At 68.7% G+C, this 26,419-nt stretch carries 30 protein-coding genes and 1 tRNA gene; 21 read left to right on the forward strand and 10 right to left on the reverse strand.

Annotated features, from left to right (window positions below):
* Window positions 1–51: 51 nt before the first annotated feature.
* From argS to DRW48_RS08870, 7 genes are all read left to right on the forward strand, one after another.
* The gene (argS, locus tag DRW48_RS08840) at window positions 52–1,797 is read left to right on the forward strand and encodes an arginine--tRNA ligase (protein ID WP_114077464.1); all 1,746 of its coding nucleotides are present in this window, start codon (window positions 52–54) and stop codon (window positions 1,795–1,797) included.
* 73 nt (window positions 1,798–1,870) lie between these two features.
* Window positions 1,871–3,121: an SPOR domain-containing protein gene (locus DRW48_RS08845; RefSeq protein WP_114076083.1), complete on the forward strand. Its 1,251-nt coding sequence runs from the start codon at window positions 1,871–1,873 to the stop codon at window positions 3,119–3,121.
* Between the two features lie 99 nt (window positions 3,122–3,220).
* Entirely contained in the window at window positions 3,221–4,204 is a 984-nt protein-coding gene (locus tag DRW48_RS08850) for a glycoside hydrolase family 3 N-terminal domain-containing protein (RefSeq protein ID WP_114076084.1), read from the forward strand.
* Between the two features lie 70 nt (window positions 4,205–4,274).
* Window positions 4,275–5,999: a sulfotransferase family 2 domain-containing protein gene (locus tag DRW48_RS16305; RefSeq protein WP_162784705.1), complete on the forward strand. Its 1,725-nt coding sequence runs from the start codon at window positions 4,275–4,277 to the stop codon at window positions 5,997–5,999.
* Window positions 6,000–6,075: 76 nt separating this feature from the next.
* Window positions 6,076–6,855, forward strand: a complete 780-nt coding sequence (locus DRW48_RS16310; RefSeq protein ID WP_241963452.1) for a segregation and condensation protein A — start codon at window positions 6,076–6,078, stop codon at window positions 6,853–6,855.
* Window positions 6,852–7,511, forward strand: coding sequence for an SMC-Scp complex subunit ScpB (gene scpB, locus DRW48_RS08865; RefSeq protein WP_114076087.1), 660 nt, complete (start codon window positions 6,852–6,854; stop codon window positions 7,509–7,511). The genes DRW48_RS16310 and scpB overlap by 4 nt, the downstream gene beginning before the upstream one ends.
* 19 nt (window positions 7,512–7,530) lie before the next feature.
* Window positions 7,531–7,728, forward strand: coding sequence for a hypothetical protein (locus tag DRW48_RS08870; RefSeq protein WP_114076088.1), 198 nt, complete (start codon window positions 7,531–7,533; stop codon window positions 7,726–7,728).
* A 2-nt stretch (window positions 7,729–7,730) separates the two neighbouring features.
* Here the strand turns inward: DRW48_RS08870 and DRW48_RS08875 are convergent, their stop codons facing one another.
* The 4 genes from DRW48_RS08875 to ihfA all read right to left on the reverse strand — a co-directional run bounded on the left by DRW48_RS08875 (window position 7,731) and on the right by ihfA (window position 9,919).
* Window positions 7,731–8,810, reverse strand: a complete 1,080-nt coding sequence (locus tag DRW48_RS08875; RefSeq protein WP_114076089.1) for a 2'-deoxycytidine 5'-triphosphate deaminase — start codon at window positions 8,808–8,810, stop codon at window positions 7,731–7,733.
* Between the two features lie 66 nt (window positions 8,811–8,876).
* A tRNA-Pro gene (locus DRW48_RS08880) sits at window positions 8,877–8,954 on the reverse strand.
* Window positions 8,955–9,074: 120 nt separating this feature from the next.
* Window positions 9,075–9,617, reverse strand: coding sequence for a MerR family transcriptional regulator (locus DRW48_RS08885; RefSeq protein WP_114076090.1), 543 nt, complete (start codon window positions 9,615–9,617; stop codon window positions 9,075–9,077).
* A complete protein-coding gene (gene ihfA / locus DRW48_RS08890) occupies window positions 9,617–9,919 on the reverse strand; it encodes an integration host factor subunit alpha (protein WP_114076091.1) in 303 nt (100 codons plus the stop codon). Before ihfA ends, DRW48_RS08885 begins: the two co-directional genes overlap by 1 nt.
* 176 nt (window positions 9,920–10,095) lie before the next feature.
* Here ihfA and DRW48_RS08895 point away from each other — a divergent pair, with 176 nt between their 5' ends.
* On the forward strand, window positions 10,096–10,368 hold the full coding sequence (locus tag DRW48_RS08895; RefSeq protein ID WP_114077465.1) for a DksA/TraR family C4-type zinc finger protein: 273 nt from the start codon (window positions 10,096–10,098) through the stop codon (window positions 10,366–10,368).
* A 3-nt stretch (window positions 10,369–10,371) separates the two neighbouring features.
* Here DRW48_RS08895 and DRW48_RS08900 read toward each other — a convergent pair whose 3' ends face one another.
* Genes DRW48_RS08900 through rpmF form a run of 3 tightly spaced genes read right to left on the reverse strand, consistent with a single transcriptional unit; the run spans window position 10,372 to window position 12,716 of the window.
* On the reverse strand, window positions 10,372–11,343 hold the full coding sequence (locus tag DRW48_RS08900) for a beta-ketoacyl-ACP synthase III (RefSeq protein WP_114077466.1): 972 nt from the start codon (window positions 11,341–11,343) through the stop codon (window positions 10,372–10,374).
* Between the two features lie 17 nt (window positions 11,344–11,360).
* A complete protein-coding gene (gene plsX, locus DRW48_RS08905; protein WP_114076092.1) occupies window positions 11,361–12,482 on the reverse strand; it encodes a phosphate acyltransferase PlsX in 1,122 nt (373 codons plus the stop codon).
* 27 nt (window positions 12,483–12,509) lie between these two features.
* The gene (rpmF, locus tag DRW48_RS08910; RefSeq protein ID WP_114076093.1) at window positions 12,510–12,716 is read right to left on the reverse strand and encodes a 50S ribosomal protein L32; all 207 of its coding nucleotides are present in this window, start codon (window positions 12,714–12,716) and stop codon (window positions 12,510–12,512) included.
* A 298-nt stretch (window positions 12,717–13,014) separates the two neighbouring features.
* On the opposite strand from rpmF, the gene DRW48_RS08915 reads away from it, so the two are divergent.
* The 3 genes from DRW48_RS08915 (at window position 13,015) to tpiA (ending at window position 14,647) form a co-directional block, all read left to right on the forward strand.
* Window positions 13,015–13,389, forward strand: coding sequence for an SUF system Fe-S cluster assembly protein (locus DRW48_RS08915; protein ID WP_114076095.1), 375 nt, complete (start codon window positions 13,015–13,017; stop codon window positions 13,387–13,389).
* A gap of 81 nt (window positions 13,390–13,470) precedes the next feature.
* Entirely contained in the window at window positions 13,471–13,842 is a 372-nt protein-coding gene (locus DRW48_RS08920) for a HesB/IscA family protein (protein ID WP_114076097.1), read from the forward strand.
* A 79-nt stretch (window positions 13,843–13,921) separates the two neighbouring features.
* Window positions 13,922–14,647, forward strand: a complete 726-nt coding sequence (gene tpiA / locus DRW48_RS08925) for a triose-phosphate isomerase (RefSeq protein WP_199286079.1) — start codon at window positions 13,922–13,924, stop codon at window positions 14,645–14,647.
* Window positions 14,648–14,656: 9 nt separating this feature from the next.
* Here tpiA and DRW48_RS08930 read toward each other — a convergent pair whose 3' ends face one another.
* From DRW48_RS08930 to DRW48_RS08940, 3 genes are read right to left on the reverse strand one after another with little or no spacing between them, the layout of a single operon-like run.
* The gene (locus tag DRW48_RS08930; protein ID WP_114076099.1) at window positions 14,657–15,340 is read right to left on the reverse strand and encodes a uracil-DNA glycosylase; all 684 of its coding nucleotides are present in this window, start codon (window positions 15,338–15,340) and stop codon (window positions 14,657–14,659) included.
* A 42-nt stretch (window positions 15,341–15,382) separates the two neighbouring features.
* Window positions 15,383–16,405, reverse strand: a complete 1,023-nt coding sequence (gene trpD, locus DRW48_RS08935; RefSeq protein WP_114076101.1) for an anthranilate phosphoribosyltransferase — start codon at window positions 16,403–16,405, stop codon at window positions 15,383–15,385.
* The gene (locus DRW48_RS08940; RefSeq protein WP_114076103.1) at window positions 16,402–16,995 is read right to left on the reverse strand and encodes an anthranilate synthase component II; all 594 of its coding nucleotides are present in this window, start codon (window positions 16,993–16,995) and stop codon (window positions 16,402–16,404) included. Before DRW48_RS08940 ends, trpD begins: the two co-directional genes overlap by 4 nt.
* A 118-nt stretch (window positions 16,996–17,113) precedes the next feature.
* Here DRW48_RS08940 and DRW48_RS16315 point away from each other — a divergent pair, with 118 nt between their 5' ends.
* From DRW48_RS16315 to recR, 10 genes are all read left to right on the forward strand, one after another.
* A complete protein-coding gene (locus DRW48_RS16315) occupies window positions 17,114–18,139 on the forward strand; it encodes a hypothetical protein (RefSeq protein WP_241963219.1) in 1,026 nt (341 codons plus the stop codon).
* 56 nt (window positions 18,140–18,195) lie between these two features.
* The gene (locus tag DRW48_RS08945) at window positions 18,196–19,365 is read left to right on the forward strand and encodes an aminotransferase (RefSeq protein WP_241963454.1); all 1,170 of its coding nucleotides are present in this window, start codon (window positions 18,196–18,198) and stop codon (window positions 19,363–19,365) included.
* Between the two features lie 77 nt (window positions 19,366–19,442).
* On the forward strand, window positions 19,443–21,287 hold the full coding sequence (locus DRW48_RS08950) for a peptidylprolyl isomerase (RefSeq protein WP_241963220.1): 1,845 nt from the start codon (window positions 19,443–19,445) through the stop codon (window positions 21,285–21,287).
* The gene (gene trpE / locus DRW48_RS08955; RefSeq protein ID WP_114076110.1) at window positions 21,287–22,789 is read left to right on the forward strand and encodes an anthranilate synthase component I; all 1,503 of its coding nucleotides are present in this window, start codon (window positions 21,287–21,289) and stop codon (window positions 22,787–22,789) included. Before DRW48_RS08950 ends, trpE begins: the two co-directional genes overlap by 1 nt.
* Before the next feature lie 70 nt (window positions 22,790–22,859).
* A complete protein-coding gene (locus DRW48_RS15905; RefSeq protein WP_162784706.1) occupies window positions 22,860–23,033 on the forward strand; it encodes a hypothetical protein in 174 nt (57 codons plus the stop codon).
* A gap of 31 nt (window positions 23,034–23,064) precedes the next feature.
* Complete coding sequence (locus DRW48_RS15910) at window positions 23,065–23,232, forward strand: hypothetical protein (RefSeq protein ID WP_162784707.1); 168 nt, start codon at window positions 23,065–23,067, stop codon at window positions 23,230–23,232.
* Between the two features lie 24 nt (window positions 23,233–23,256).
* A complete protein-coding gene (locus DRW48_RS15915; RefSeq protein ID WP_162784708.1) occupies window positions 23,257–23,427 on the forward strand; it encodes a hypothetical protein in 171 nt (56 codons plus the stop codon).
* Between the two features lie 114 nt (window positions 23,428–23,541).
* Complete coding sequence (locus tag DRW48_RS08960; RefSeq protein WP_114076111.1) at window positions 23,542–25,425, forward strand: DNA polymerase III subunit gamma/tau; 1,884 nt, start codon at window positions 23,542–23,544, stop codon at window positions 25,423–25,425.
* Between the two features lie 4 nt (window positions 25,426–25,429).
* Window positions 25,430–25,774 (forward strand): YbaB/EbfC family nucleoid-associated protein, encoded by a 345-nt coding sequence (locus tag DRW48_RS08965; protein WP_114076113.1) that lies wholly within the window; start codon window positions 25,430–25,432, stop codon window positions 25,772–25,774.
* On the forward strand, window positions 25,775–26,380 hold the full coding sequence (gene recR, locus DRW48_RS08970) for a recombination mediator RecR (protein WP_114076114.1): 606 nt from the start codon (window positions 25,775–25,777) through the stop codon (window positions 26,378–26,380).
* Window positions 26,381–26,419 lie beyond the last annotated feature (39 nt).

A 26,419-nucleotide genomic window follows, 5' to 3' on the forward strand; every position in this document is an offset into this window, starting at 1 on the left:
ACGCCCGCCCGCGCCTCTGGCACTTCCCGCGGGATCCCGAGGATGGACAAGATGAATCTGTTTGCCGATCTGCGCGCCGTCGCCATCGCCGCGCTCGATGCCATGACGGCTGAGGGCGCGCTGCCGGCCGGCCTCGATTTTGCCGCGGTGACGGTCGAGCCGCCCCGCGATCCCGCGCATGGCGACATGGCCACCAACGCCGCCATGGTGCTTGCCAAGCCCGCGGGCATGAAGCCGCGCGACATCGCCGAGGCGCTCGCCACCCATCTGCGCAAGGATCCCCGCATCACCGCGGCCGAGGTCGCAGGGCCCGGCTTTCTGAACCTGCGCCTCAGCACCGAGGTCTGGCAGGAGGTGGTTCGCGCCGCGCTGGGCGAGGGGGCTGATTTCGGTCGCTCGACCCTCGGCGCGGGCGAGAAGGTGAATATCGAATTCGTCAGCGCCAACCCGACCGGCCCGATGCATGTCGGCCATGCCCGCGGCGCGGTGTTCGGCGACGCGCTGGCCCGGCTGCTGGCCTTCGCCGGCTATGACGTCACGCGCGAATACTACATTAACGACGGCGGCGCGCAGGTCGATGTCCTCGCCCGCTCAGCCTACGAACGCTACCGCGAAGCCAACGGGCTGGAGCCCGAGATCGCCGAGGGCCTCTATCCCGGTGATTACCTGATCCCGGTCGGCCAGGCCCTGAAAGAGCGTTATGGCGATAAGCTGCTGAACCGTCCCGAGGCCGAATGGCTGGCCGAGGTCCGCGAATTCGCGACCGAAGCGATGATGGGGATGATTCGCGACGATCTGGCCGCGCTCGGCGTGCAGATGGACGTCTACTCCTCTGAGAAGGCGCTGTATGGCACCGGCCGGATTGAGACCGCCATCGAGCGGCTGCGCAGCGCCGGCCTGATCTACGAGGGCACGCTGGAGCCGCCGAAGGGCAAGACCCTCGACGATTGGGAGCCGCGTCAGCAGACCCTGTTCCGCAGCACCGCGCATGGCGATGACGTGGACCGGCCGGTCAAGAAATCCGATGGCGCCTGGACGTATTTCGCGCCCGACATCGCTTACCACTGGGACAAGATCGACCGCGGCTTTGACCGGCTGATTGATATTTTCGGCGCCGACCACGGCGGCTATGTCAAGCGGATGAACGCCGCCGTCAGCGCGCTGTCCAACGGCCGGGTGCCGCTGGACATCAAGCTCATTCAGTTGGTCAAGCTTTGGCAGAACGGCGAGCCGTTCAAGATGTCCAAGCGCGCCGGCACCTTCATCACCTTGCGCGATCTGATCGACCAGGCCGGCGCAGACGTGACCCGGTTCCACATGCTGACACGCAAGAACGACGCGGCGCTGGATTTCGACTTTGCCAAGGTGCTTGAGCAGTCCAAGGAAAACCCGGTCTGGTACGTGCAATACGCCAATGCTCGCATCAGCTCGGTTCTGACCAAGGCGGCCGAGGCGGGAGTCGACGTCAGCGATGCGGCCCTCGCCGGAGCCAACCTCAGCCGGCTGTCGCACCCGGCCGAGATTGACCTGATGACCAAGCTGGCCGAATGGCCCCGTACGGTCGAGATCGCGGCCCGCGCGAACGAGCCGCATCGGGTGGCCTTCTACCTTTATGATCTGGCCGGCGCCCTCCACGGGCTGTGGAACCGCGGCCATGACGATTCCACGCTGCGCTTCGTCCACGATGGCGACAATGCCACAACGGCGGCGAAAATCGCCCTGGCTCGCGCGGTGGGCGTTGCGATCGCGGCCGGTCTTGGTATCCTTGGCGTGACCCCTGTCCGCGAGATGCGCTGAGCAACAGCGTCAAGGCCAGGGCGAACGAGCAGTCCACGAAAAGCCGGGTCAACCGGAACAGGCAGGCAGTGAGATGACGACAGCAGATTTCCGCCTCGGCGGGTTTGATGACGGCTATCCGGGGCAGGGACATTCCCGCCATCGGGGCTATGACTACGATCATACCGAGCCTGCAATGGACCACGGCTGGGACGACCCGGCCCGTTATTCTACCGATGCCGAGGGCGATGTGCGCGCCGCGCGGGACGGCATGGCCGCGCGAATCGCGCGGCTGCTGAACTATGTGGGTGCACTCGTCTCGGTCGCGCTGATGGTCGGGCTGCTGGTCTGGGGCTATCGCCTGGTCACGCGCGATGTCTCGGGCGTGCCGGTGATCCGGGCCCTGCAGGGCGAGGCCCGCGTCGCCCCCGAGGAGCCGGGCGGCGAGATGACCAAGGGCACCGGCCTTGCGGTCAATGCGATTGCCGCCGGCGAGGGCATAGGCCGCGTCGGCAAGGTCGAGATTGCGCCGCAGGCCGCGGGCCTTGCGCCCGAGGACGCTGCCATGGGCACCTTCGGCGCCACCGCCCGGACCCCGGGCGCGCTGGCCGAGGTTGCCCCGACCCAGGCTGCCGCCACTGTCATCGCGCAGAGCGACGCCGAAGCTCGCGCCGCCCGCGAGGCCGAGGCGACCCGCCTCGCCGCCGAGCAGGAGGCCGCGGCCCAGGCTCAGGCCCTCGCCGCTGTGGCAAGCCTGCCTGAGACGACGGACGAGCCGGCCGCCGATGCAGCGGTCGACAGTGCCGTTACCGACCTCGCCGGCGCCCCTGCTCAGACCGATGCGATCACCAATGCGCTGGCAGAGGCCGCCGCCCCGGCCGTCGCCGAGGGTCCGCGCCCGCAGCCGCGCCCGCAGCGTCGCATCGCGGCAGCCGAGCCCACCGCGCAGCCCGCGCCCGAGGCGGAGCCAATTGCCGCGACCGTAACCGAAGCCCCGGCCGAACGTGCCGCGGCGGCCGAAAAACCGGCCGACAAGCCGGTCGAGAAAACGGCAGAGAACTCTCCTGAGAAACCCGCCGCGGCGGCCAAGGCGTCGGGCAAGACCGTAGTCCAGATCGGTGCCTTCGACAGCGACAAGCTGGCGCGCGGCGAATGGGCCCGCGTCGCCGGCAAGAACGGCGGCCTGTTCGCCGGCAAGGATCAGGTTGTCCAGAAGACCGAGCGGAACGGGCGCACCTTCTGGCGCCTGCGCGTTGCCGGCTTTGGCGACCGCGACGAGGCGCGCGCCTTTTGCGCGCAGCTGAAATCGGCGGGCACCGACTGTATCCCGACCGCCTCGAACTGAGCGCATTGCCCGGCGCGGGTTAGCCTGCTGCCGGGCCGGTTACGGGCGGGCGGCATCGTCCGCCCCGATTCTTTCATCAGCTCTGCCAAAGGCGCGGCCATGACTTCTGCAACGATCCTCGGTGGCATCAGCGGGCCGGTGCTGACCGCGGATGAGCGTGCCTTCTTCCGCGACAGCGACCCTTGGGGCTTTATCCTTTTCGCGCGCAATGTTGAGGCGCCCGACCAGTTGCGTCGCCTGACGGGCGATCTGCGCGATGCGGTGGGGCGCGACGCGCTGATCATGACCGATCAGGAGGGCGGGCGCGTCCAGCGCCTGCGCGGCCCGCACTGGAGCGACTGGACGCCTCCGCTGCGCGCCGCGACGGCCGGGCCGCGCGCCACCTACCTGCGTTATCGCCTTATCGGGGCAGAGCTTGCAGCGGTTGGGATCGACGGTGACTGTGCCCCGACCCTCGATCTGCTTTGCGACGAAACGCACGCCTTCCTGCGCGACCGTTGCTTTGGCGATGATCCGTCCATTGTCGCAAAGCACGGCCGGGCCTGCGCCGACGGGCTGCTGGCCGCTGGCGTTCTGCCCTGTATCAAGCATCTGCCCGGCCATGGCCGCGCCACCGCCGACACGCATCACGATCTGCCCGTGGTCGATGCAGACCTCGCCGATCTGCGGGTGGGGGATTTTGCCCCGTTCCGGGCACTGGCCGACCTGCCGATTGCCATGACCTCGCACATCATCTTTACCGCGATTGACCCGCGTCAGCCGGCAACCACCTCGGCCGCAGTCGTCGCCGCGATCCGCGAGGACATCGGCTTCGGCGGCCTGCTGACCAGCGACGATATCACCATGCAGGCGCTGCCCGGCACCCATGCCGAGCGCACCGCCGCCGCGATCGCCGCCGGCTGCGACGTGGTCATGCATTGCAACGGCGATATTGCCGCAATGATCCCGGTGGTTGCCGCCGCGGGCGCCATGAGCGCCGAGGCCCAGCAGCGAGCCGACCGCGCACTCGACCGTCGGCAACTGGCGGACAATGCCGATCTTGCCGCCCTGCGCGGCGAACTCGACAGCCTCGGTCACGGCTGAGGCGGCTGCGTCGCGCTTGCGGCGGGGGCCTCGCTGTGGTCCTGTCGCGCCCTCAGTGAGGGCGACGGAAATGAGCCAGATGACCAGCGGGGCCGAACGCGCGGCGCGGATGCAGGCGCTGCTGCGCACGCCAAAGTCGTTCGACAATACCATCCACCTGTCGCCCGACCTCGGGTTCATGTTCTTTTCCAACCCGATCGTCGCCTGCAGCACGCTCAAGGCGACGCTTAATCAGGCGACGGCCCGCGCGCTGGGCCTGCCCGCGCCAGAGTTGCGCCTCGACGCGATCCATGACCGCGCCGCCAACCCACTGCAGCGCCCCAGCGACATCGGCCTGCCCCGCTTTGCCGAGATGCTGGAGGATCCAGCGGTGCGTAAGATCGCGTTTATCCGCGACCCCTTGCGCCGGTTCATGTCCTGCTTTGGCAAGAAACTGTCGAAAGAAAACCGGATTACCGAGCGTGTTCGGGCTCAGATGAAGGTTCCAGAGCGCATCCCCCTGCGCGATTTCCTGACGCCGGACAGCTTTGCCACCGCACTCGAGTCCGATCCCAAGTTGCTGAACATGAACGATCACTGGCGCCCGCAACGCCTGCAGGTGTTCTACGACCTGGTGCCCGACCTTCAGATCGGCCGGGTCGAGACGCTGAAGGCGGACGTCGAGCGCATGCTGACGCCGATCTTTGGCGCGGGTGGATACGAGCTGATCGACGTCCCGGCGCTGTTTCCGCAAAACAGCTCGCGTCAGCGTGCCGGCGGGGTGCCGGCTCTGTCCGAGGATGGACTGGCGACCGTGCGCCGGGTCTACAGCGGCGATTTCGACATGCTGGCCGAGGTCGAGGCGCGTGCGCCGGCCGCGCCCGTAATGCCTGCCTCTACGCCGGTCCGGACGCAGCCCGACCCGGCGCGGCCCGAACTGATCGTGCATGTCGGAATGCCTGGCAACGGGGGCGCCCTCATCGCGGCGAGCCTCGCGGCCGCTGATCTTGAGGCAGACCACGCGCTCGACCTTGGGCCCTCGCCCCTGCTGGCACGGGGCAAGCCGCTTGAGGCGGCACTGGACCAATCTCCCGCGCAGCTGACCAAACTCGGCGCCGGCTGGGCGGCAAAGCTGGCGTCGCAGGCGCAGGCGCCCGGCGCGCTGCGGCTGATCCTGTCGAATGACCGGCTGTGCCGCCACCCTCAGGCGATGGCGCGGCTGCTGGAACCCTTGGCCGAGCGCTTTGACTTGAGGGTCGTGATCTTTGCCCGCGATCCGCATGCCTGGCTGGCTGCCAACGCTATTGGCGCGCCGCACCCCGGCGCGCTGGACCAACTGGTACAGCGCTATGGCGATCTGCCGGTCTGGCAGGATTTGCTGCCGGGCGCGGTCGAGATTCACACCTGCCGTGGTGATACCGACATGGTCGCCCTCGCGGCGGCCGTCTTTGGCGTCACTCTGCCGCCCGTGCCAGAGGTCGCCGATCCGGAATCGGCCATTGTTGCGGCGCTGCTGCCGGACGAGGGCGATCTGCCCAGCCTGCCGCAGATCATGCAGTCCATCCCCAGTCGTGCCCAGATCGAGGCCGCAATCGCCGCTCGGGTCGGCATATTTGACGCCATCGCTGAGCAGGGCGGCCCCGACCTGCTCGCCCTGGCGGAACCCCCCCCGCCAGCGCCCCGGATCGAGGCGGTGCGCGCCCGCCTGCTCGACGCATTGGCCGCCCGCACTGCGGCGCAATCGGCGCGGATCGCGGCACTCGAGCAGCGCCTCGCCGCGCTCGATCCAGCTGCGCCCCGCCGGCGGAAAACTTGACGCAGCGCCGGCGGTCGGGACAGGCTGCCTTCAGCCGACTGCAAAAGGACGGACCGTGGCCAGTCGCCCGCCGCATCTGAATCTTGTCCCCGACAGTCCGCCCGTCCCGGCGGTTGAGCGGGACGAGTCGCTGATTGTCGATCTGGACGGTTTCGAGGGGCCGCTGGACCTGCTGCTGTCGCTGGCGCGCGCGCAGAGGGTCGATCTGATGACCATTTCCGTCCTGTCGCTGGTCGAGCAATACCTTGCCGCCATCGACCGCGCCCGCAGCCTGCGGATCGAACTTGCGGCTGACTGGCTGGTGATGGCCGCGTGGCTGGCCTACCTCAAATCCCGTCTGCTGCTGCCCCCGGACCCAGAGGCAGAGGGCCCGGATGCCGAGAGCCTCGCTGCGCATCTGGCTTGGCGGCTGGAACGTCTGGATGCGATGCGGCGCGCGGCGGCCGGGCTGATGGCCCGCGACCGGCTGGGGCAGGACCGCTTTTCCCGCGGCGCCCCTGAGGCCATCGCCCGCTCCCGTACCATCCGCTGGCAGGCCGGCCTGATGGACCTGATGGCGGCATATGCGCGTCTGCGGACCCATGACGAATTCCGTCCCTTTGCCTTTGACCGGGCCGGCATCTGGACCATGGAGCAGGCGCTGGACCGGCTGCGCCACCTCGTCGGCTTTGCACCCGACTGGACCGATCTTTCGCAGTTCCTGCCCGAGGGCTGGTCGGAGGACCCGGCGCGCCGGCGCAGCGCCACCGCGGCGACCTTTGCGGCCAGCCTGGAATTGGCGCGCCAAGGCCGGATCGAGTTGCGCCAGGAGGGCGGCAGCTTCGCGCCGATCAGCCTGCGGCGGCCGCGCCGATGAGTGAGGCAAACGACGCCCCGACTTTCGCGCCCCTGCCGCTGGAGGAGCAGGAGCGGATGGTCGAGGCGATGCTGTTTGCTGCAAGTGACCCGCTGCGGATCGCCGATCTGGCCCAGCGTATGCCCGCAGGCAGCGATCCGGGCGAAGCTGTGGCCCGGCTACGGCGACGCTATGAAGGGCGCGGCGTGACGCTCGAGCGTGTGGGTGATGCCTTCGCCTTTCGCACGGCGCCGGATCTCGGGTTTCTGATGCAGGACAGCCGGGTCGAGTCGCGCCGTCTCAGCCGCGCGGCGATCGAGACGCTGGCCATCGTCGCCTATCACCAGCCTGTCACCCGCACCGAGATCGAGGAATTGCGCGGCGTCGCGGTCGCGCGCGGTACGCTCGACCAGTTGATCGAGACGGGCTGGATTCGTCTTGGGCGCAGGCGGATGTCGCCCGGTCGCCCGGTGACCTTCGTCGTGACCGAGGCTTTCCTGGACCACTTTGGCCTTGAAAGCGCGGCCGATCTGCCGGGCCTGTCCGAACTGCGCGCCGCCGGCCTGCTGGACGCGCGTCCGGCGCCAGACGGCCTTGCAGTCAAGCCGGTTGATCCCGACATGGATGACGGTGATGATACCGATGGCCCACCCGGCGATCTGTTCGGCGAGGCCTGATCCTGCAGAAGGACAGCAAATGAACCCGCTGGAAATGATCTTTCGCATGGCGCTGCGGCGCCTGATCGGCATGGGGATGCGCAAGGCGACCAATGCCTATGCCCGGCGCACGGCGGATTCGACCTCCGGCGGGCCCAAGACCGCCGTCGGACGCAAGCAGATGAACCAGGCGCGCCGCGCTGCAAGGCTGGCGACGCGGGTCGGCCGGCGCTTCTGACGTCAGTTGTCGCGAAACTGCTTGGCCAGCTTCAGCCCCTGGCCCTGGTAGTTTGACGCGATGTCCGTGCCGTAGAGGCGGTCCGGCGGGGCGGCCATACGCTCGTAGACCAGGCGGCCGACGACCTGCCCGTGCTCCAGCGCAAAGGGCGCCTCGTGGCAACGCACCTCAAGCACACCGCGCGCGCCATGACCTGCGGTGCCAAGGCCAAAGCCGGGGTCGAAAAAGCCGGCGTAATGCACCCGGAATTCGCCCACCAGGGCCAGATAGGGTGACATCTCGGCGGCGTGGTCCGCCGGTATCGTCACCGCCTCGCGACTGACGAGGATATAGAATGCACCCGGATCGAGGATCAGTCGGCCATTCTCGGCCTGCAACGGGTCCCAGAAATCGCGCGCCCGGTAAGCGCTGATCCGCTCGAGGTCGATCACCCCGGCATGCGGGCGGGCACGCCAACCCACAAGGCCACCGGGACCGGGCGTCAGGTCGACCGAAAAGCCAAGTCCGGCGTCGATCAGTGGCGCGCCATCGACCAGCGGCTGGCGCGTATGCAGCGCACGCAGGTCGCCATCCGTCAGCCGCGCATCGCCGGCCTTCAGTCGCAACTGGTTCAGGCGCATTCCCGGGCGCACCAGAACGGAAAAGCTGCGCGGGCAGATCTCGGCATACAGCGGGCCGTCATAGCCGGGGGCCAGGCGATCAAACTCGGTCCCGCCGTCCGCGACCAGGCGGGTCAACAGATCGAGCCTTCCGGTCGAGGATTTTGCGTTCGCGACCCCCTCAAGCCCTTCGGGCAGGCGCGCCCGCTCCAGCAGCGGCACCAGATAGACGCAGCCCTTTTCCAGCACCGCGCCGTCGGTGAGGTCCATGCGGTGCATCTGGAAGTCCGGCAGCCGGTCGTCGACCCGCCGGCCCTGTCCGGCGAGGAACGAGGCCCGCAGGCGGATCGCCCAGGTGCCTAGGCGCAGATCTAGGCTGGCAGGCTGGACCTGATCAGGGTCGATGGGGCGCGATGCGCTCAACCCGCCATCCGCGATCAGCGCGCGCAGGGCGCGATCAGGCAGAACGCCGTTGCCTTGCATGCCTGTCACGCCGTGAACCCCCAGGATATGCGAACGCCCACCCCGCATGGGGTGGGCGTTTCGTTTTGGTCGGGCCGGAGAGATTCGAACTCTCGGCCTTCCGCCCCCCAGACGGACGCGCTAACCAGACTGCGCCACGGCCCGACGCCGGCCATATAGATGGGATCGGCAGGGCTGCACAAGGGGCGATGCGGGGTTTATGCCCCTGATCGCGGGGCCATTCGGGATGGGGCGAAAGGCCCGCGCAGGCCCGCCTGTTTGCGTTCAGGCGGCCTTCAGGCGCGCGCGCAACTGCTGCGCCAGATCCGTCAACGCAGCCCGGTGCCTAGCCGCATTCGGAAGTCGCCGCAGGCCATCATGCGCTGCCGCAAAACGCTCCGAGAGGACGGCCTTGGGTGGCTTTGCCTGCGGAAAGAGAGGTAGATCGGTCGCCTCACGGCGCGGCGACTTGGCCGGGCCATCGGCACTGCGCTGCTTGGCCGGCGCGGGCTTGCGGCTTGATTGGGTGGGCGCCGCGGCCAGCAGTTCGGCCAGGCGATCCGCCCCGCGGGCGCGAAGGGCGGCCCCCTTGTCGTCGGCCATCAGCCGGGTCGCGCCTCGGGCAGTCATACCCTCGTCGCGCATGACGACGCAAAGGCCCGCCGCCAGACGCACGTCGTCCGGTCGGTAATACCGCCGCCCATCGGCGCGCTTGACCGGCGACAACTGCGGGAACTGCGCTTCCCAATAGCGCAGCACATGGGGTGCGACGCCAATCAGCCTCGCAACCTCGCCGATCGATCGGAAAGCTTCGGCCGACTTGACCATCAGCGGCGGTTCCCGTCGGCGACGCGGTCCTTCATCAGATGCGAAGGGCGAAAGCTGAGGACACGGCGCGGGGTGATCGGGACCTCCTCGCCAGTCTTGGGGTTGCGACCCATGCGCTCGTTCTTTTCACGCACGGAAAAAGTCCCGAACGAGGAAATCTTGACCTGCTCGCCACGCACCAACGCGTCCGAGACATGGGTCAGCACGCTCTCGACCAACTGCGCAGATTCCTGTCGCGACAGTCCAATTTCTCGGAAAACTGCCTCGGACAGATCCATGCGGGTCAATGTTTTCTCACTCATCGGTCAACCTTCTGGCGTCGCAGATTGCGGGCTGAAATATTCTCTGTCAACGGCCGGGCACCCATAGCGTTCCCGCTTTTCCCGGCTTTTGCCCGCATTGCCCGGCGCTTGGCGTTGCGATGGCTGCTCCGAATGCCCACATTGAGGGCCTGATAATGACGCAGGACAGCAAAGCCATGGCAGGCGGTTGGGCGCAAGACGGCGCAGTAAACGAGCAGATCGAGGTCAGCACGCGCGAGGCCATCGAACGGATGCGGCGCCAGCGTCCGGGCGAGGGACGCCCCAGCCGCGAGACCTGTGCGGAGTGTGACGAGCCGATCCCCGAGGCGCGTCGGGCGGCGATCCCGGGGGTTCAGCTGTGCATCGAATGCCAGCAAGCAAGTGATAAGACGTGGCGACCAGCGGCCGGGATCAACCGACGCGGCAGCAAGGACAGCCAGCTGCGGTAAAAGCTACCAGCGCAGGACGACCGCGCCCCAGGCGAGGCCGCCGCCGATCGCCTCGGTTACGACGACCTGTCCCGGCTGTAAGCGCCCGGCGGCATCCGCCGTCGCAAGCGCCAGTGGGATCGAGGCGGCGGACGTATTGCCGTGCTGCGAGACGGTCAGCACCACACGCTCCATCGGCAGGTCCATGCGCGCGGCGGTCGCCGCGATGATGCGAAGGTTGGCTTGGTGGGGAACAAGCCAGTCCACCTCGCTCGTGGCAATGCCGGCCCGGTCGAGCGCCAAATGGGCCGTCTTGGCGAGCTTCTCGACAGCGTGGCGGAACACCAAGTTGCCCTGCATCTTCAGAACGCCCGCCTTGCCAGTCGTGGCAACGCCGCCATCGACATAGAGCAGGTCCCGGTGCCGGCCGTCGCTGTTCAGGTCGATCCCCAGGATGCCGCGATCGGCGCTATCGCCCGAGCCCTCTGCCGCCTCCAGCACCACCGCGCCGGCACCATCGCCGAACAGGATACAGGTGCCCCGATCTGTCCAGTCAAGGATGCGACTGAAGGTTTCAGCCCCGATTACCAGAACGCGGCGCGCGAGGCCGGCGCGGATCATCGCATCGGCATTGGCAAGCGCGTAGACGAAGCCCGCGCAGACCGCCTGGATGTCATAGGCAAAACCGCGCTCCATCCCCAGGCCCGCCTGGACCATGGTCGCGACCGAGGGGAATGTCAGGTCGGGGGTCGAGGTTGCGACGATCACCGCGTCGATCTCACCCGCGTCCAGACCGCCGCGGTCGAGCGCATCGCGCGCGGCGCGGATCGCCAGATCCGAGGTCGCCTGGTCGGCCGCGGCAAAGCGGCGCTCCTCGATGCCGGTGCGCTCGCGGATCCAGGCATCGGAGGTGTCGAGCGTCGCTTCGAAAAAGGCGTTCCGCACGATGCGCTCGGGAAGGTACATCCCGGTGCTGCGCACCGTGCTGCGGATGATGGCGTCCCCCAGGCCGCTCACGCGACCGGACCGGGACGAACTTGCGCGGCGGGCATATCGCCCGCGGGCCCTTGGGCGACACGCGCCGCCAGCCGCTCCTGAAAGCCCGAGCGAGCCAGTTGGAACGCCAACTTGATCGCGGCCGAGACGCCGGTCGCGTCGGCCGAGCCGTGCGATTTTACGACTGTGCCGTTCAAGCCCAGGAACACCCCGCCATTCACTCTGCGCGGATCAATCCGCTTTTGCAGGCGCTTCAGCGAGGTCATGGCCAGAACGGCGGCGAATTTCGACATGACGGAGTTGGCGAAGGCTTCCTTGAGGAAATCGCCGACCAGCTTGGCCGTTCCCTCGCCGGTCTTCAACGCGACGTTGCCGGTGAAACCATCGGTGACGATCACATCAACGCGCGCGCCGGGCAGGTCGCCGCCCTCGACAAAGCCCACGAAATCGTAGCTGCCAAGAGAGGTGCCGGCCTCGATCAACTCTGCTGCCAGCTTCAACTCGGGCCGCCCCTTGTGCTCCTCGGTGCCGACATTCAGCAAGCCGACGCGCGGACGCTCCAGCCCCAGGCCGTTGCGGGCGTAGCTGGCGCCCATCATCGCATATTGCGCCAGATCGGGCGCATCGGCGCGGATATCGGCGCCGACGTCCAGCATGACGTTGAAGCCCTGCGGATTGCGCGATGGCCACAGGCACGCGATGGCGGGGCGGTTGATCCCGGGCAGCTTGCGCAGGCGGATCATCGACAGCGCCATCAGCGCGCCGGTATTGCCGCAACTGACGCAGGCCGTTGCCTCGCCAGCGCGGACCGAATCGATCGCCGACCACATCGAAGTGCCTTCGCCCTTGCGCATCACCTGGCTGGGCTTGTCCTGCATGGTGACGACCCCTGGGGCGTCGCGCAGATCGCAGCGGTCCGCCAAGTCGCGGCGGCGCCCGATCAGGCGCTGCAATTCCGCGGCGGGGCCGTGGACGATAAATCGAAGATCGGGGTTCTTGGCTGCGCTTTCAGCCATGCCTGCGACCACGACGGCGGGACCACGGTCGCCGCCCATGGCGTCGACCGAAATCACCACATTGCCGCCGCTTGCGGCAGTACGCGCGGCCGCCGGGCGGCCCGACGCGTCACCGATCGTCATATCAAACCCCTCTTAGCGCGGCAGCGCTCAGGCGGCGTCGTCGTCCAGGTCAACGGCGGCGGCCTGCGCGACAACTTCGCGATCCGCGTAATGGCCGCAGGACGGGCAGACGTGGTGCGGGCGCTTCAGCTCGCCACAGTTTGAGCATTCGTTCGGGTTCGCAGCAACCAGCGAATCATGCGCGCGGCGCATGTTGCGCTTGGAGCGGGTGACGCGGTTCTGTGGGACGGCCATGTCGCAACCTCGGTCTGGGGCAGGGCCGTCTGGCCGCTGCAAAGTCTATGATTCGGGACCGACGCGCCAAGCGGACGCGCGGACCTCAGACAGCCCAGGGACGGGTGAGGGGCGGGTCACGGCGCTGGCCCGCCGGTCGATGAAGCGGGGAAAATAGCCAAAATCACGCCAGACGCAAGATGTAACTGCGCCCGGATTTCACCCCGCCGCCATTCGGCGTCTGATATTCCAGCCTGCATCTGGACCCGCGCGCCGGCAAGACCTATATCTTTGCTCGGAAATCACAGGACGCGCGCACATGAACCTATCCCCCGCCGCGCCGGCAGCGCCTGCCGAGGGCGCCCCGCTGATCGAGCCTTCGACCGTCGACCACCCCCTCTACGATAGCATCGTCGAGGCTTGCCGCTCGGTCTATGACCCGGAAATCCCGGTCAATATCTTTGACCTTGGACTGATCTACACCATCGTCGTGAACGACGCGGCCGAGGTCATGATCCGCATGACGCTGACCGCACCCGGCTGCCCAGTCGCCGGCGAGATGCCGGGCTGGGTCGCCGATGCGGTGAACGCCATCCCGGGCGTCAAGCAGGTCGACGTTCATATGACGTTCGAGCCGCAATGGGGCATGGACATGATGTCGGACGAGGCGCGGCTGGAACTGGGCTTCATGTAACGCCTCTTCGCGGGCGGTCCCGCTTGAGCGGCGGCCGCGGCGTCCCTACATCTGGCCCGAGTTGAAGAAAGGCCCTGCGGCATGTTTTCGATCCCCGGCAAGACCCCCGTGACGGTGACCCAGGCGGCCGAGGCGCGAATCGCCCGGCTGATGGAGGACAAGCAGGCATTCGCGCTGCGCATCGGCCTGAAAAAGGGCGGCTGCGCGGGGATGGAATACACGATGGAGCTGGCCGAGGCCGCCGCGCCCGGTGACGAGGCGATCGAGCAGGGCGCCGCCCGCGTCTTGATCGCGCCCACGGCGCAGATGTTCCTCTTCGGCACCGAGATCGATTACGAGAGCGGGATGCTCGACAGCGGCTTTCGCTTTCGCAACCCGAACGTCACCGACAGCTGTGGCTGCGGCGAATCCGTGAACTTCGCCCCGATCGAGGGCGCGCGCGCTGGCAGCTGACCGCTGTTGCGGCCGGCTGTCGGTTGATCCCGGGGCACCGGCCGTCTAACCCCACCTGCGCAACATGGTGGGGATCGACATGAAAAAGCTTGCCGCTGGAAACTGGAAGATGAACGGCACCCGTGCCGCGTTGGCCGAGGTCGATGGCCTCGGCTCGGACCGGGTCGAGGTGCTGATCTGTCCGCCAGCCACGCTGATCGCCCCGCTGGCAGATCGCGGCTCGCGGGTTCTGGTCGGCGGGCAGGACTGCGATGCGCGCGCCGAGGGCGCCCATACCGGCGACATCGCGGCCGCCCAGTTGCTGGACGCGGGCGCCAGCCATGTCATCCTCGGACACTCGGAAAGGCGCGCCGATCACGGCGAGACGGATGCCCAGGTTGCGGCGAAGGCCGTAGCCGCGCACCAAGCCGGCCTTGTCACCATCATCTGCGTCGGCGAAACCGAGGCGCAGCGCGACGCCGGCGAAACGCTGGCGGTGATCGCCGCGCAGCTTGCAGGCTCGGTTCCCGATTGTGCGACCGCAACCAACACCGTCGTCGCCTATGAGCCGGTCTGGGCCATCGGCACCGGGCGCACCGCCGATGCCAGCCAGATCGCCGAGGTTCATGGGGCGATGCGCCAAACGCTCGCGGCGCGCTTTGCCGACGCGGATGGCATGCGGCTGCTCTATGGCGGTTCGGTCAAGGCAGGGAATGCGGCAGAGATTTTTGCGATTCCCAATGTCGATGGCGCGCTGGTCGGCGGTGCGAGCCTGAAGGCCGCGGATTTCTCGCCGATCATCGCAGCGCTGGAAGCGGCGCAGTAGCGCGCCGAATCAGCGATCCGCGAACAGAGCAGGCCGATCCGTACCGACCCAGTCGATGGCCGGGCGGCCTTGCGCCGTCAGCCAGTCATTCACCCGGCTGAAGGGGCGCGAGCCGAAAAAGCCGCGACGCGCTGACAGCGGCGAGGGATGGGCGCTGGCGAGCACCAGATCCTGCGGCCGTGCCAACCCGCGCGCCACGCCCTGCGCGTGGCCGCCCCACAGCACGAAGGCGATGGGGCCGCCTCGCTGCGCCGCGTCAATCACCTGGCTCGCCAGCCCGCTCCACCCCAGGCGGGCGTGGCTGCCGGCATCGCCCGGCCCGACCGATAGTGCGGTATTCAGCAGCAGCACCCCCTGCGCGGCCCAATGCCCCAAATATCCATCCGCCGGCGCGGCGCCCAGATCGTCGCGCATCTCGGCATAAATATTTCTCAGCGAGCGCGGCAACGGCGCCTGCGGTGCGACCGAAAAGGCCAGCCCGTCGGCATGGCCCGGCGTGGGGTAGGGGTCCTGCCCAAGGATCACCACTCGCACATCTCGGGGCGAGACGGCCTGCAGGGCGGCGAACACCCGATCCGGGCCGGGCAGCCATTGCGTCCCAGCCAAATGCGCGGCGATCCGCGGCCAGTCGGCCTGAAAGAAGGGCAGATGGGCCCATGCCGGGGGCGGAGCGGGGGTCGGTGATGGCGTCACGGAACGCTCCGCTGATAGGCCGGGCGAGCCGGGCAGGGCGGTTCAGAACGCCGGCGGCGGGGGCTGCATCGCGGCGAGATCGGCGAGGCGGGCGGCGGCGCGGCCGCTGTCGATGCTCTCGGCCGCGCGCTCGACCCCTTCGCGCAGGTTCGGCGCTGTGCCGGCGACGATCAGCGCGGCTGCCGCGTTCAGCAACACCGCATCGCGATAGGCGCCGGGCGCGCCCGCCAGTAGCGCCCGCAGTGCGGCGGCGTTCTGCGCCGGATCGCCGCCGATGATCGCCTCGAACGGATGGACCGGCAGTCCCGCGTCCTCGGGCGAGATCTCGAACTCGCGCACCACGCCATCCTCCAGCGCGGCGACGCGCGAGGGGGCGGCGATGGACAGCTCGTCCGTGCCATCGCCGCCATGGACCAGCCATGCCGCCTCGGACCCGAGGGCGGCCAGCACCTCGGCCATCGGCCTGATCCACTGGGGGGAATAGGCGCCCGTCAGTTGACGGCGTACCCCGGCGGGGTTGGTCAGCGGGCCGAGCAGGTTGAAGATTGTGCGCGTCCCAAGCTCGGTCCGCGCGGGGCCGACATTACGCATCGCGGGGTGATGCGCGGGGGCCATCATGAAGCAGATGCCGCAGGCTTTCAGCGCGCGTCCGGCCGCGTCAGGGCCCGCCATCACGTCGAGGCCGAGGTGGGTCAACGCATCGGCACTGCCCGAGCGCGAGCTGAGGTTGCGGTTGCCGTGCTTGGCGACTGGCACACCCGTGCCGGCGACGACGAAAGCCGTCGCGGTCGAGATGTTTAGCGTGCCCTTGCCGTCGCCGCCGGTGCCGACGATATCCATCGCCCCGGAGGGCGCGATGACGGTATGCATCCGCTTGCGCATTGCCCGGGCCGCAGCGGCGATCTCGTCCACGGTCTCGCCGCGCACGCGCATCGCCATCAGCAGCCCGCCGATCTGCGCCGGGGTGGCGGCGCCATCGAAGAGCGCGCCGAAGGCGGTTTCCGCCTCTGCGCCGGTCAGGGGACGGTCGGCGGCAAGGCCGATCAGCGGGCGGATATCGGTCATGCGGCAACCGGCGCCTGGTGCTGGCACCGGCTGAGGAAGGTATCGATCATCGTGCGGCCACCTTCGCTGGCGATGCTTTCGGGATGGAACTGCACGCCCTCGATCGGCAACTTGCGGTGCATCAGGCCCATGATGGTGCCGTCATCTGTGCGCGCCGTGATCTCGAGGCAATTGGGCAGGCTGGTCGGATCGACCGCCAGCGAATGATAGCGCGTGGCCGTCAGGGGGTCGGGCAGCCCGGCAAAGAGGCCGCGACCGTCGTGGCGAATGGCGTCGGTCTTGCCGTGGACCGCGCGCACCGCCCGTACCACCTTGCCGCCGAACGCCTCGCCAATCGCCTGATGCCCCAGGCAGACGCCCAGCAGTGGCACCCGCGCCTCGGCCGCGGCGCGGATCAGGGACACGCAAATGCCGGCGCGGGCGGGATCGCACGGCCCGGGAGAGATCACGATTCCGTCCGCGCCCAGGGCCATCGCCTCGTCAACGCTCAGCGCGTCGTTGCGGTGCAAAGCGATCTCCGCCCCGGCCTCGCCCAGCAGGTGGACGAGGTTCCAGGTGAAGCTGTCGTAGTTGTCGATCAGCAGGATCATGCGCGTCCGCTTTTGTCAGAGGCTATACCCCGGCGGGGTCGTCGGTATAAATGGTCCGAAGCGCGCGGGGGGGTCAAGCCTGCCAGATAGCGCGACGAATGGGACAAGGCAGGACGGAATGGCGGGTTTCGGGGGCGGACTGATGCAGGGCGCGCTGCTCTGCGGGGCGACGCTTGCCGCGCTGTCGCTTGCGCTGCCGCAGCCCACCTTGACTGAGGCCGCTGCGGTGGCGCCGCGCGTGACCGGCGAGATGCCAAAGGGTCCGCCGCGCGACGAGACGCCGCCCGTGCCAGCGGCCGCCGGGATGGCGCTTACTGCACCGGCGGGGGCTAGCACCGCGCCGCCTTCGCAGGCCATCGACCGCCCCTTACCCGGGGCCGCCGGGCCGGTGGCCGAGCCGGCCGCGCCTGCAGCGATCGGCGAGGCGTTGGACCGCGCGCCTACCGCGCCGGGCAGCCTTGCAGCAAATCCGCCGCGCCCCGTGCCCGGCCGACCGTTACCCGCCCCGCGTGGCGAAACCTTGCCGCAGCGTGCCGTCGCCGAGGCCGACTCGCGCCCCGCCCCCATGGACGAGCCGTCGCAGGAGGGCCTGCCCGCCGCTACCGGTAGCGCCCCGGCGCTTCCGCAGACTCCTCGGTCGGATGCGCCCGCAATACAGCAGGCTGCGCTGTCGCCGCTCTCCACCCCCGCAGGCGAGCGGGCGCCCGTGATCATCGCCAGCCCTTCGCCGCAAACGGCTGGGGCGGAGAGTCGTGAAGTTGGGGCGGCTCCTCCGGCTGCTCGGATGCCCGATGCATTGCCCGCCGCTGTGAACGAACGGCCGCCGCAGACGCAGAACAGTGCCGCCGGGCAGGGTAATAACGCCTCCGATGCCGTCCCGGCCGTGACTGGCGATCCGGCGTCCTCAACGCCCGTGACGAATACGGCACCAGAGACCCCGCCGACATGGACCGACAATACCCAGATGGCCGTGGCCGAGGCGCCAGTTCAGCCGGCAGCAATCGCCCCCGCCGCGCAAGCCTCCCCGCTGACCATTCCGCAGCGAGCGATCAGCCCCGCCGCGCCTCACAAAACTTACCCCGCCCCGGATCTGGCGCTGCCGCCGGACCTTCCCGCCCTTCTCGAACCGAGGCAGATGCCGTGACCGCAACCCCGACACCGCTGAACCCCTCCGTTGCCGGCACCTTCCGCCCGCCGATCATGGAGGCGCGTGGCTGGATGGCCGAGGCGGATGCGGCGACGCTCGCTCGCCTGATCAACGTCAGCCAGGCCGCGCCGATCGATCCCCCGCCCGAGGGATTGCGCCACGCGCTGGCCGATGCCGCGCTGAACCGCCCCGAGGCGCATCTTTACGGCCCGGTCCTCGGCAATGACCCCCTGCGCGCGGCGCTGGCGGCGCGCTGGTCTGAACGGTCGGGCGGTGCGATCACCGCCGAGAACGTCGCCATCACCCAGGGATGCAACCAGGCGTTCTGTGCGGTGATGGCCACCCTCGTTGGCGCGGGGGACGAGGTCATCATTCCGGTGCCGTGGTACTTCAATCACAAGATGTGGCTCGACATGCAGGGCGCCCGCGCCGTGCCGCTCAGTTGTCCTCAGGATATGGTCCCGCGGCCGGAGGATGCCGCAGCGCTGATCACTCCGCGCACCCGCGCCATCGTGCTGGTGACGCCGAACAACCCCTCCGGGGCGGAATACCCCGCGGGCATCCTGGCGGCGTTTCGCGATCTGGCGCGCCAGCATGGCATCGCGTTGGTGCTGGACGAGACCTATGCCGATTTCGACAGCCGGACCGAGCCAGGCGCCGCGCCGGTTCATGACCTGCTGCAGGACCCCGACTGGGGCCGCGATGTCATATCGCTCTACTCGTTTTCAAAGGCTTACCGCCTGACTGGCCACAGGGTCGGGGCGATCATCGCCTCGCCCGAGCGGCTGGTCGAGGTCGAGAAGTTTCTCGACACTGTCGCCATCTCTGCCTCGCAGATGGGCCAGATCGGGGCGCTCTGGGGGCTGGAGAACCTCGGCGACTGGCTCGCCGGTGAGCGGCGCGAGATCCTGGCGCGGCGCGACGCCATGGCGGCGGCACTGGGCGGCCTGCCCGGCTGGCGCCTGAAAGGCTGCGGCGCCTATTTCGCCTGGGCCGAGCATCCCTATGCCGAGGACAGCTCTACCCTCGCGCGGCGGCTTGTGCGCGAGGCCGGGCTGCTCCTGCTGCCGGGCACCATGTTCATGCCCGACGGCTCGGCCGAGGGCGCGCGCCATGTGCGCATTGCCTTTGCCAACGTGGACCGAGCCGGCATCGCCGACATGGCGGCGCGCCTGGCCGATCTGGGCGGGGCGAGGCTTGTCGCTGGCGAGGCGCCTGCCTAAGACAGCGCAGACGCGCCCCCGCGCGCCCCACAGCGACCGCCTGACACGACGCCCGAGACCAGCCCGAGGACCCCATCATGGCCATGACCCGCCGCGGCAAGTCCGCGATCAACTGGATCCTCATGGGTTTCATCCTGCTCGGCCTTGGCGGCTGGGGGGTCAGCAACTTTACCGGCCCGAGCCAGGGCAGCATCGGTGCGGTCGGCAGTACCGAGATCAAGGCCGCCGACTATGCCCGCGCCCTGCAGGCCGAGATGCGCAGCATCCAGTCGCAGACCGGCCAGCCGATGACGGCCGAGACCGCGCGCGCCATGGGCCTGCCGCAGTCGGTCCAGCAGCGTCTGATCACCGCCTCGGCGCTGGAGGAAGAGGCGCGCCAGATGGGCTTGTCGGTCGGAGATCGCCGCGTTGCCGACCAGATCATGGCAGCGCCCGCCTTCCAGGGGATCGGCGGCTTTGATCGTGCGCGCTACGCCGACACACTGCGCAACGAGCAGCTGTCCGAGCCGCAGTTCGAGCGTGACGTGCGCATGGACGAAGCGCGGCTGCTGCTGCAGCGCGCCGTCACCGGAGCCACCGCCGCCCCGGCCGGCGCAGTCGCCCAGACCACGCGCTGGCTGACCGAGACCCGCGATCTGACGTGGTCCGAGGTCACCGCGGATCAGCTGGATGGCCCGGTCACCGCCCCGGACGACGCCACGCTGCAGGCCTGGCACCAGGCCAATGCCAGCCGCTTTACCAAGCCCGAGACGCGCCACATCAGCTATGCCTGGCTGACGCCCGAGATGCTGGAAAACTCTGTCCAGTTGGACGAAACCGCGCTGCGCCAGCTCTATGAAGAGCGCAAGGACGAGTTCCAGCAGCCCGAGCGGCGCATGGTTGACCGTCTGGTCTATCCCGATCAGGCGACGGCCGAGGCCGCCAAAGCGCGCCTCGACAAGGGCGAGGTCGATTTCGACGCCTTGGTGGCAGAGCGCGGCCTGACCCGGCAGGCGATCGACTTGGGCGAGGTGACGCAGGCCCAGTTGGGCGCTGCGGGCGCCGCGGTTTTTGCGACCGAAGGCAATGGCGTCGTGGGGCCAGTGCCCACCGATCTGGGGCCGGCGCTGTTTTCGGTGAATGCCATCCTCGATCCGGTGAACGTCGGCTTCGAGGCGGCCCAGACCGAGTTGCGCGCCGAAGCCGCCCTCGACAAGGCCAAGCGCGATATCGAGGGCCAGTCCGCGGCGATCAACGATCTCCTGGCCGGCGGCGCCAGCCTTGACGATCTGGCCAAGGAGACCCCGATGAAGCGCGGCGAGATCGACTGGCAGGAGGGGGAGACCCCCGCCGCCGGCTCGATCGCGACCTATCCGGCGTTCCGCACCCGGGTCGAGACCCTGACCGACAAGGACTATCCGGAGCTGTTCGAACTCGACGATGGCGGCATTTTTGCCATGACTCTGACCAAGGTCACGCCCGCCGCCGTGATCCCCTTCGATCAGGTGCGCGATCGCGTGCTGGCCGACTGGACCACGACCGAGACACACAAGCGCCTACTGGCGCTGGCCGACAAGCAGCGCCTTTCGGCGGAGGCCGAGGCCGGGCAGGCCGCTGGGACCAAGGCCCCCGGCCTTGGCCGCGACGGCGCCATCGACGGCGCGCCGGCAGCGGTCGTGACCGAAGGCTTTGCCCTGAAGGAAGCTGGCGACGGCGCCGTGGTGGATGCCGACGGGCGCGTGTTCATCGTCACCCTTGATGCGGTGCACGAGGCCGATCCCAAGGCCGACCAGACGGTTCAGGTCGCCTCGGCCGTCAGCAAGCGTCAGACGCAGACGCTGGCCGAGGATTACTTCGACTTTTACACCCGCGCGCTGGTCGACGAATTTGGGCTGCACCTGAACCAGCAGGCCGCGGCCGCCGTCGACGCACGGATGCAGTGATGCAGCTCTCGCCCGATTTTGACAGCTTTGCCGCTGCCTGGGCGAGGGGCGAAAACCAGCTTGTCACGGCTGTGCTGGCCGCCGACCTCGACACGCCCGTCAGCCTGATGCTGAAGCTGGCCGAAGCCGAGCCCCTCAGCTTCGTGCTGGAAAGCGTCACCGGCGGCGAGCTGCGCGGTCGCTATTCCATCGTCGGGATGAAGCCAGACCTGATCTGGCGCTGTCGTGGCCAGGCGGCCGAGGTCAACCGCAATGCCCGCTGGGAGGACCGCTTTGCAGCGGACGACCGGCCCGCGCTCGACAGCCTGCGCGCCCTGCTGGCCGAAAGCCGGATGAACATGCCGGACGGCATCCCGCCGGTCGCGGCGGGCCTCTTCGGCTATCTCGGTTACGACATGATCCGCCTGGTCGAGCATCTGCCGGACGTCAATCCCGACCCTCTGGACCTGCCCGACGCCATGCTGATCCGGCCCTCGCTGGTCGCGGTGCTGGACGGCGTGAAGGGCGAGGTGACGCTCTGCGCTCCGGCTTGGCACGACGCGGGTGTTCCGCCCCGCGCCGCCTATGCCCAGGCGGCAGAGAGGGTGATGGACGCGCTGCGCAGCCTCGACCGGCAGCCGGCCGAACCGCGCGCGCTGGGCGGCGATACCAAGGTCGGAGAGCCGCGCTCGAACTTTGCCCGTGCCGATTACCTGGCGGCGGTCGAGACGGCGCGCGATTACATCCGCGCGGGCGACATCTTCCAGGTCGTGCCGTCGCAACGCTGGGCAATGGATTATCCGCTGCCGCCCTTTGCCCTTTACCGCTCGTTGCGGCGCACCAATCCCTCGCCCTTCATGTTCTTCCTGAACATGGGCGGCTTTCAGATTGTCGGTGCCAGCCCCGAGATCCTGGTCCGCCTGCGCGACGGCGAAGTCACGATCCGTCCGATCGCCGGCACCCGCCCGCGCGGCGCGAACCCGGACGAGGACCGCGCGCTGGAGGCCGAGTTGCTCGCCGACGAGAAGGAGCTGTCCGAACATCTGATGCTGCTCGACCTCGGGCGCAACGATGTCGGCAAGGTCGCCCGGATTGGCACCGTGCGTCCGACCGAGCAGTTCATCATCGAACGCTATAGTCATGTCATGCACATCGTCAGCAACGTGGTGGGCGAGTTGCGGGGCGGCGAGGACGCGTTGTCGGCGCTGCTCGCCGGGCTGCCGGCCGGGACCGTCAGTGGCGCGCCCAAAGTCCGCGCGATGCAGATCATCGACGAGCTGGAGCCGGAAAAGCGCGGCGTCTATGGCGGCGCGGTTGGCTATTTCGCCGCTAATGGCGAGATGGACATGTGCATCGCGCTGCGGACCGGGGTGGTCAAGGATGAAACCCTTTATGTCCAGGCGGGCGGGGGCGTCGTGCTGGACAGCGATCCCGAGGCCGAGTTTACCGAGACGGTGAACAAGTCCCGCGCCCTGATGCGGGCCGCCGAGGGCGCGGCCCGCTTTACCCGCGGCAACGGCTAGGGCAGCCCGCCTGAGGCGCCGGAACCCTTGCTGCACTGGCTGGTTGATCCTGTGAGCAGGAGGGATCACCATGGCCAGCAAGCCTGATAAATCGGACAAGTCCGGAACGGACGAGGACGAGCACACCCTGACCAATGAATATGAGGGCGATGCCGAGCGGGACGGGATTCCCGCGAACGGCACGCGCCCGGTTAGGGACCAGTCGCCCGAGGGCGTCGAGGGGCCGCCGCCCCGCACCGTGTGACCGCTGGAACCTCACCGAAAGGAACGCAAGCATGGCCATGATAAACCGCGCCCATATCACCCCGCCCGCCGAAACGACTCCCGAGGAAGCCGAACGCAACAAGCGCGCTATGGGCAAGAACAAGGCGGCGCAGGAGCAAGATGACAACGGGGCCGTTCCCGGCAAGCCCGCCGTGAACCCGGCAAAAGCCGAGGACTAAGTTCGGCAACCGCAGGAGAGGACGATGGACCTGACCCTTCGCCTACACGAGCTTTCCGAGGGGACCTCGGACGAAGAGGCTGTTTTGATGAAGCAGCAGTCCCGGGTCGAAGCGGCCAAGCGCCTGCGCCACAGGCGGGGAGATGGCGAGCCCGATCCGGCCGTGCCCCAAGGATATGAACTCGATCCTCGATAGCGGGACGGAAGACGGCGCAGGGTGGGCGGCCGGAGAAGCTGAACCGCCTGTTGTGTCCACCGAGTCTGCGCGCCGGTAGTGGACGCGGTGCCCCGCCGCACCTACATTCCGCGCATGGATGATGCCCCCCTGATCCCGCCTGCAGACCCTGCGACCGAGGCCGCCACGACTGTCGGCGCGACCTCCGCATATCAGGTGCTGGCGCGCAAATACCGCCCCGAGACCTTCGCCGACCTCGTCGGGCAGGAGGCCATGGTCCGCACCCTGAAGAATGCCTTTGCCGCCGACCGGATCGCGCAAGCCTTCATCATGACCGGCATTCGGGGCACGGGTAAGACCACGACCGCGCGGATCATCGCCAAGGGCCTCAACTGCACCGGCCCGGACGGCACCGGCGGCCCGACGACCGAGCCTTGCGGCAAGTGCGAGCATTGCCTCGCCATCGCCGAGGGCCGTCATGTGGACGTGATGGAGATGGACGCCGCATCTCGGACTGGCGTCAATGATATCCGCGAAATCATTGAATCGGTTCACTATCGGGCGGCCTCGGCGCGCTACAAGATCTACATCATCGACGAGGTGCACATGCTCAGCACTTCGGCTTTCAACGCGCTGCTGAAGACGCTGGAGGAGCCGCCGCCGCATGTGAAGTTCATCTTTGCCACCACCGAAATCCGCAAGGTCCCGGTCACGGTGCTGTCGCGCTGCCAGCGGTTCGATCTTCGCCGGATCGAGCCCGAGGTGATGCTGGCGCTGCTGCGTCGCATTGCCGCGGCCGAGGGGGCCGAGATCGGCGAGGATGCGCTGGCGTTGATCACCCGCGCAGCCGAAGGCTCGGCCCGCGATGCGACCAGCCTGCTGGACCAGTCCATCAGCCACGGTGCAGGCGAGACGACCGCCGCGCAGGTCCGGGCCATGCTGGGCCTTGCGGATCGCGGGCGGGTGCTGGACCTATTTGGCATGATCCTGCGCGGCGATGCGGCCGGGGCGCTTGCCGAATTGCAGGCGCAGTATGCCGATGGCGCCGATCCCGTCGCGGTGCTGCGTGATCTGGCCGAGGTGACGCACTGGATCAGCGTGCTGAAGATCACGCCCGAGGCGATCGAGGATCCGACCCTTACCCCGGACGAGCGCACCCGTGGCGCCCGCGTCGCCGCCGAGGTGCCGATGCGCGTTCTGACGCGCATGTGGCAGATGTTGCTGAAATCGCTCGAGGAAGTGTCCATTGCGCCCAACGCGATGATGGCTGCCGAGATGGCGATCATCCGCCTGACCCATGTGGCCGACTTGCCCGACCCGGAGGCGCTGATTCGCCGCGTGCAACAGGCGCAGGCGGCGGGGGAGTTCGCGGCGCAAACTGGCGGCAATGGCGGCGGCGGTGGCGCCACGGCCCTTGCCCCTCCGGCCTCCCCCGCCCGGGTAGCGCAGCCTCCCATGGCGCGGGTGGATGCGGTTGCGCGCAGTAGTGGCGCGAACCTTGGCGGGGCAGGGGCCGCGGCGACGGCGCAGGCCCTCGTTCCGATCCCGCAATTGGCCGACTATCACGACTGGGCCTCGGTGCTCGCCCTTATCTCGCGGATGCGCGACGTGCGGCTGTTGATCGATGTCGAAACCCATGTGCGGCTGGCCCGCTATGCCCCCGGCCGGGTCGAGTTTCAGCCGATGCCGGACACCCCGCGCGATCTGGCGCAGCGCCTGACCGAGCGGTTGCGCGGTTGGACCAACGCACGCTGGACCGTCAGCCTCGTGAATGAGGGCGGCGCGCCGACTGTCGCCGAGGTGCGGGAGGCTGACCTCGCCGCCCGCCGCGCGCGCGCTGCAGCCGACCCGAAGGTGCAGGCCGTCCTGTCGGCCTTCCCCGGCGCCCGCATCGCCTCGGTCCGCCCGGCCCCGGTCGAGGTGCAGGCCGAGGTCGAAGACGATCTGCAGGGCCATGGCGAGGGCCTGGGCCCGGTCGCGGCGGTCGAGGAATGGGATCCCTTCGAGGACGAGGAATAGAGCGATGATCAAGGGTTTGGGCGGCTTTGGCGACATGGCCAAGATGATGGCGGCGGCGCGCGACATGCAGGGCCGGGTCGAGGAGATGCAGGGCAAGCTCGACAGCCTGGAGGTCGAGGGGAGTGCCGGCGCGGGGATGGTCAAGGCCATCGTCAGCGCCAAGGGCGATCTGAAGCGGCTGTCGATCGACCCGTCGCTGTTCCGTCCCGAGGATCGCGAGGTGGTCGAGGACCTGATCGTCGCCGCCATCCGCGACGCGCAGGAGTGCGCGGGCGATGCCGCCAAGTCCGAGGCCGCCAAGATGGCCGAGACCTTTGGTCTGCCACCCGGCATGAAGCTGCCATTCTGAATGTCCGATTCCGCTGGCAGCGATGATATCCAGGCGCTGATCGCGCTGATGGCGCGGCTGCCGGGCCTCGGCCCGCGATCGGCCCGGCGGATCGTGCTGCACCTCATCCGCCGCCGCAGCGGCGCCATGGTGCAACTGGCCGAGGTGATGGCCCGCGTGTCCGAGACCTCGCGCGAGTGCCTGCGCTGTGGCAACATCACCGATGCTGACCTGTGCCCGATCTGCACGGACGCGCGCCGCGCCAATGGCGAGCTATGCGTGGTCGAGGATGTCGCCGACCTGTGGGCGATGGAGCGCGGGCGCGCCTTTCGCGGTCGCTATCATGTCCTCGGCGGGACCTTGTCGGCGCTGGACGAGGTCGGGCCGGAAGACCTGCGTATCCCAACCCTGATCGGCCGCGTTGCCGAGGAAGGCGTGCGGGAGGTGATCTTGGCGCTCGATGCCACGGTCGAGGGCCAGACAACCGCGCATTACATCGCCGAGGCGCTGGCGCCGTTGGGGGTCAGCGTCACTGGCCTTGCCCAGGGGGTGCCCGTCGGGGGCGAGCTGGATTACCTCGACGACGGCACGATCAGCGCCGCGTTGCGGGCCCGCCGCGCGTTCTAGCCTGGCCAAGATCGTTCGTGGTCCGCGCGGTGCCGTCTC

The organism is Paracoccus suum (genome assembly GCF_003324675.1).
Classification (GTDB): domain Bacteria; phylum Pseudomonadota; class Alphaproteobacteria; order Rhodobacterales; family Rhodobacteraceae; genus Paracoccus; species Paracoccus suum.